Raw genomic sequence first — 5,493 nt, forward strand, 5'->3', positions numbered from 1 at the left:
GGGGCGAGGGGCGGGATCGCCCTCGGGCGCCGTCGGCACACGCTTCTGTCCGGCCCGCAGCGGGCCTCGGGGCTCCGTGGCCGGGGACCCGGCGGGGAACGGACTGCCCGGCCGCTCCCGCGGTGATCCACGGCACGGCACCACGGCATGACAGGACGGGACGGGAACCGGATCGCACACCGGTCCGCCCGGAACGTCTCACGGGCGCGGCAGGACCCCGCCGCCCTCACGGCCGGTCGCGTCGGCGGGCGGCACGGGCACGGTGACCCGACGCCCCGTCAGGGCTGTCTGAGCAAGTGGTTCAACGCCCGCCCGAACACCGTGAGCGCCCCCTGCCGCAGCACCCCGTCGAACAGGCCGGGCAGAAAGCGGACGCGCAGTTCCTCCCGCCACTCCACCCGCGTACGCCCCCCGGGCCCGGGCCGGACCTCGAGCTCGGCCCAGCCCTGCACCACGCGCCCCCGCTTCTCCAGCCGGCACAGCCCCGGCTCCCCGTCGGCCGGCGGGCGCCAGACGGTGACCTCCATCGGGTCGTCGAAGCCCAGGGGGCCGATCCCCGAACGGGCCACGAACACCGTGCCCACCCGGGTCGGCGTGGGGGCGACCTCGGTGATGCGGGTCAGCGGGACCTTCTCGGCATGCCGCGACCACCGTGTGATCCGGCGCCACGCCTCGTCGATGGGCAGCGGCGCAGTGCGCTCGAGGGAGAAGACGACCACAGGACGATCGTAGGCACCCGCCTCCGCCCTGCCGCGCGTTCACCCCCGAGTCACTCCTACGGCCGTATCCTCGCGCCCGCGCCGAGGCCGGAGCCGTCCCGTTCCGGCCGCGTCGGCGCAGGCGTCACCGGGTGTGCCGCCCGCCGGCGGGGCCTGCCCGCCGAACAGGACGCCGGCGCCCGCCGGTTCCGGCACGGTCCGGCGGTCCGGCCGGCCGAAGCAGGGCCGTACCTCTTGCGGGTCAGGGTTCCGTCCACCGGCACAGCAGCCGGAAGACGGCGAACAACGCCACCGGCCACATCACGGCGAAGGCCCAGATCACGGCCGGTGCCGAGGTGACGATCCCGGCCGCCAGCAGGATCATGGAGACCGCCAGCAGCGCCACCACGGTCCATGCCCGGGGCGCGTACGCCACGATCCGGGAGAGGAACGCCCGCCAGCGGCTCCTCTGCTGCGACCGCAGCCGCCGCGCCAGGCGGCGGTCGCGGCTCAGGGCGCGCTCTATCTCGTTCAGGATCCGCTGCTCATGATCAGAAAGTCGGCGTGTCGACACGGTTGCTCCTACGGGGTGCTCCTGGGGGCTCCTCCTGAGGGGGACCGACCTGCCCGAAGTTCCTCACCCGGGTGCCCCTGACGCATCGGGCACTAACCGGCGCGGCCCTGCCGCAGCACCGTCACCAGGTCCTCGGCGCCGTCCCGCCCGGTGCCGCCCGCGAACGCGTCCCGGATCCGCCGTGCGGCCACCCTGCCCGAGGTCAGACACCACTGCCACCAGCGGTCCAGCTCGGCCGCGTCCAACCGTTCGGCGGGCACCAGCGCGGGCCAGTCGCAGGCGCGCGCCTGCGCGGTCACCTTCGCACCGTCCTCGACCGGGTCCACGGCCAGCGCGGGCGTACCGGCGCGCAGTGCGAGCACCAGCCCGTGCAGCCGGTCGGTGACCACCAGATCCAGGCGGACCAGCACGGAGTGGAGCTGCGCGGGCGTGGCGCACAGCCGCCGGTCGTGGGTGCCGAGCCGTGTCTCCAGCTCCAGCCGTGCGCAGTCCTTGCCGTGCAGCCAGCCGGCCACCTCCTTGGCCACCACGTCGTGCCGGCGTGCCTGCCCGTACTCGTACTGCCCCTGGGCGAGCAGCACGCCGACGACCGGCCGCGGCGGCGACGCGGGGGCGTGGGCGGCCAGGTCGAGGGCGGGTCCGGCCCCCGGGGCGTCGCGGGCGATGACATGGTCGAAGCCGGTGACGGCCGCACTGCCGGGATCGATCACCGAGACGCCCACCGCGATCCGCACACAGTGCGCGAACCGGCGGTGCAGCTCCTCGATCTGCGGCCCGTACAGCGGACCGCACACGAACACCAGCCACCCGTACGGCTCATGCGCGGCGGCGTCCAGATGCAGGGCCTCGGGCCGGAAACGGGGGCTCCACGCGACGTCGTACTCGAGCCCCGCCCGCCGCAGCACCTCCTCGACGCGGTGCAGCGCCAGGACGTCCCCGGCGGTCGCCTCGCCGTCCGGGAAGCTGAACCATCCTGTGAGCAGAATCCGTGGCTGCCGCTGTTCCTGGTGCACAGTACGGCCCGAGTGCCCGGACGGCGGCGGGCCAATCACCCCCCGCCGCGCCGCCGCTCGCCCCGTCACGGCCGCACGACCGGCTGCCGCTCCTGCCGTCCCCGGCCGTCACCCGCCCGGCGGCGTCCGCCTGTCACTCGTCCAGCCGCTCGTCGCGCTCCAGGAACAGGTCGACGTCGACGACCCCGTCGTGATGGAACAGCTCGGACGCCAGATGCCCGGTCTCGGCGGTGCCCTCCAGCCGCAGCAGCACCTGGGCGAGCTGCTCCGTGCGGCGGGGCGGCTGCTCCACCCGGACCTGCAGGATGCGGAAGCCGAGCCGGGTGCACACCTCCAGCAGCCGCGGCAGCAGGGCCTGGCCCGTCAGATACGTCAGCCGCACCTCGACCGCGGCGGGCGCGGAGCCGGGGGAGAGCCGGCCCGGCAGCCGGGGGTAGCCGCGGACGACCACGAAGTGCAGCGCGGTGGTCGCCACCGCCAGGATCGGCAGGCCGCCTCCGCAGGCCATGCCCACCGCGCAGGTCAGCCAGACGGTGGCGGCGGTGGTCAGCCCACGCACCGCATCCCGCCGTACGAAGATCAGACCGCCGCCGATGAAACCGATGCCGGAGACGATCTGCGAGGCCACCCGGGAAGGGTCGAACGAGGTGTCCTCCAGGCCGAGCGCACCGGTGAACCCGTACTGGGACACCTCCATCATCAGCGCGCTCGCGACCCCGACCAGGGTGTGGGTGCGCAGGCCCGCGCTCTTCTGCTTCGCCTCCCGTTCCCAGCCGATCAGGCTCGACAGCAGCAGCGCGAGACCCAGTTCGGCGAGCTGACGCAGGCCCTGTCCACTGCTCAGGTCCCACAGCGGAACCGCAAGCCACGGCATGCGTCTCCCTCCGTCACGGTCCCTGCCCTCATTGTGTGGTCGGCGGGCTTCCGGACGGGGTACCCGACGCGGGGAAGTCGAAGGAAGTCGCGGGGGACGCCTCGAAGGAGGGGAGGAAGAGGGGGAGAAGAGGGCGAGAAGGGAGAGGAAGCAGGCGGACGGAGGAGACGCGCGGAGGAGACACGAGGGGAGGGCGGGCGGAGGAAGCGGGGCGGACGGGAGGAGGCGCATGAGGTTCCGGAACCGCGCGCAGGCCGGACGGAAACTGGCCGAGCGGCTGCGTGCCCGGTACGAGGCCGGCGCACTGCCCGACCCCGTCGTGCTGGCCCTGCCCCGTGGTGGTGTGGCGGTGGCCCAGGAGGTCGCGCGGGCGCTCGACGCCCCCCCTGGACGTGGTGGTCGTCCGCAAGATCGGCGCCCCCTTCCAGGAGGAGTACGGCCTCGGCGCGATCGCCGGGAACGACCCCCCGCTCCTCGACGAGGCGGCCCTGCACGACCTCGGCCTGACCGAGGACGACCTCGCCGCCGTGGTGAAGCGCGAACGCGCCGAACTGCGCCGCCGTACCCGGCGCTACCGCGGCGACCGCCCCGCCCCGGACCTGCACGGCCGTACCGCGGTCGTCGTCGACGACGGCCTGGCCACCGGCTCCACCGCCCGCGCCGCCCTGCGCCATGTGCGCAGCCGGGGCCCCGCCCGCACCGTCCTCGCCGTCCCCGTCGGCGCGCCCGAGGCGGTCGAGGCGCTGGGCGAGGAGGCCGACGAGGTGGTCTGCCTTCACCGGCCGACGTCCTTCACCGCCGTGGGCCTCTGGTACGACGACTTCGAGCAGCTGACGGACGACGAGGTCGTGCGGGCGCTGACGCATCACCGGGAGGCATGAGACGCACCCGAGCCGCACCACTGCCGAGACGCGCCCCTCCCGAGGCGCACCACCGACCGCGCGACCACAAAACCGCGTGACCGCGTGACCACCGAGAGGAGAGGCCGTGCCCCGCATGGACCCCGACGAGGCACGCCGGCGGTTCTGGACCGCCCGGGTGGCGCGGCTGGCCACGGTGGACACGGCGGGCCGCCCGCACCAGGTGCCGGTGGTGTTCGCGGCCCTCGGCGACAACGGCGTCGTGACGGCCGTCGACCGCAAGCCCAAGACCACGACCCGTCTGGCACGTCTGCGCAACATCGGGGCCAACCCGTCCGTGTCCCTGCTGGCGGACCACTACACCGAGGACTGGGACCGCCTGTGGTGGGTCCGCGCCGACGGCCGTGCCCGGATCGTGCCGCCCGACACGGCGGACGAGTCCGCGGCGGGGGAGTACGGCACCGCGCTCGCCCGGCTGCTGCGCAAGTACCCGCAGTACCGCGACGCCCCGCCGCACGGCCCGGTGATCGCGGTCGCCGTCCACCGCTGGACGGGATGGCGGGCGGCCCCGTTTGGAACCGCCGGTTCTGGCTACGCGGCGGACAGCCGGAGTGTCCGCAGTCCGCGGAGTCCCGCGGAGCCGGTCCGGGAGGTGCCCATGACCCGGCGAGTACGCGATGTGATGTCGCCCGGCGCGGTGGCCGTCGAGCCGATGACCACGCTGGAACGCGCGGCCCGTGTGATGCGCGAGCAGAACGTCGGCGACGTCCTGGTGGTCTACGACTGCGATCTGTTCGGTCTGCTCACCGACCGGGACATCGTGATCCGGGCCGTGGCCGAGGGCCGCGACCCGCACACCACGGCCGCCGGTTCGGTCTGCACCCGGCCCCCGGTGGTCACCCTGGACCCCGAGGACACCACCGACCACGCGGTCGAACTGATGCGCAAGCACGCCGTGCGCCGGCTGCCCGTCGTCGAACGCGGCGGCTGCCCCGTCGGCATGGTGAGCCTCGGCGACCTCGCCACCTCCGAGGACCCGCACTCCGCCCTGTCGGACATCAGCAGGGCGGACCCGAACCACTGACGGCCCGAATCCGGGGCCCGGTCCCGATGCCCCGAGACGAGCGAGGAGACCCGTGTACGACGAACGCCGCCGCACCGGAACCGAGCCCCGCACCGCCCGCAGCCCCCTCCATCTGCGTCTTGCGCTGAGCGCGGTCTTCTTCCCCCTCTTCCTCGCCGGAACGGTCCTGTTCGCCACCTGGTCCGCCGACTCCGGCCCCCGGGACAGCCCCAGCCCCACGGCCCTCGCCACCCTCGCCGGCATCTGCGCGGCCCTGGCCCTGGTGGCCGTCGTGGACCTCCTGGTCGTCACCCGCCGCCTGCGCGCCCGCCGCAACTGACCCGGACCGGCCGGCCCGCGGGCGTCCTCCACCGTCCCCCGGCGGCCCGGCGGGGGACGGCAGACGAGCGC

Annotated in this window: 6 protein-coding genes and 2 pseudogenes; 4 read left to right on the plus strand and 4 right to left on the minus strand. The window is 74.6% G+C overall.

Features of this window, described 5'->3' with window-relative positions; translation table 11 throughout:
- Window positions 1-278 precede the first annotated feature (278 nt).
- The 4 genes from CCN35_RS23080 to CCN35_RS23095 all read right to left on the minus strand — a co-directional run bounded on the left by CCN35_RS23080 (window position 279) and on the right by CCN35_RS23095 (window position 3,159).
- On the minus strand, window positions 279-719 hold the full coding sequence (locus CCN35_RS23080; protein WP_067397664.1) for an SRPBCC family protein: 441 nt from the start codon (window positions 717-719) through the stop codon (window positions 279-281).
- A 241-nt stretch (window positions 720-960) separates the two neighbouring features.
- Window positions 961-1,272 (minus strand): DUF3040 domain-containing protein, encoded by a 312-nt coding sequence (locus CCN35_RS23085; RefSeq protein WP_067397665.1) that lies wholly within the window; start codon window positions 1,270-1,272, stop codon window positions 961-963.
- A 92-nt stretch (window positions 1,273-1,364) separates the two neighbouring features.
- A complete protein-coding gene (locus CCN35_RS23090) occupies window positions 1,365-2,285 on the minus strand; it encodes a polysaccharide pyruvyl transferase family protein (protein ID WP_067397666.1) in 921 nt (306 codons plus the stop codon).
- 133 nt (window positions 2,286-2,418) lie between these two features.
- Complete coding sequence (locus tag CCN35_RS23095; protein ID WP_067397667.1) at window positions 2,419-3,159, minus strand: MgtC/SapB family protein; 741 nt, start codon at window positions 3,157-3,159, stop codon at window positions 2,419-2,421.
- Between the two features lie 229 nt (window positions 3,160-3,388).
- On the opposite strand from CCN35_RS23095, the pseudogene CCN35_RS23100 reads away from it, so the two are divergent.
- From CCN35_RS23100 to CCN35_RS23115, 4 genes and pseudogenes are all read left to right on the plus strand, one after another.
- Window positions 3,389-4,040, plus strand: a pseudogene (locus CCN35_RS23100) (phosphoribosyltransferase).
- A gap of 115 nt (window positions 4,041-4,155) precedes the next feature.
- A pseudogene (locus CCN35_RS23105) lies at window positions 4,156-4,569 on the plus strand (TIGR03668 family PPOX class F420-dependent oxidoreductase); the annotation flags it as partial.
- Window positions 4,570-4,677: 108 nt separating this feature from the next.
- On the plus strand, window positions 4,678-5,103 hold the full coding sequence (locus CCN35_RS23110) for a CBS domain-containing protein (protein WP_067397678.1): 426 nt from the start codon (window positions 4,678-4,680) through the stop codon (window positions 5,101-5,103).
- Window positions 5,104-5,155: 52 nt separating this feature from the next.
- Entirely contained in the window at window positions 5,156-5,422 is a 267-nt protein-coding gene (locus CCN35_RS23115) for a DUF6343 family protein (protein WP_067397669.1), read from the plus strand.
- Window positions 5,423-5,493: the final 71 nt, after the last annotated feature.

Origin of the sequence: Streptomyces thermovulgaris (assembly GCF_002155915.1) — a bacterium.
GTDB classification, from domain to species: domain Bacteria; phylum Actinomycetota; class Actinomycetes; order Streptomycetales; family Streptomycetaceae; genus Streptomyces; species Streptomyces thermovulgaris.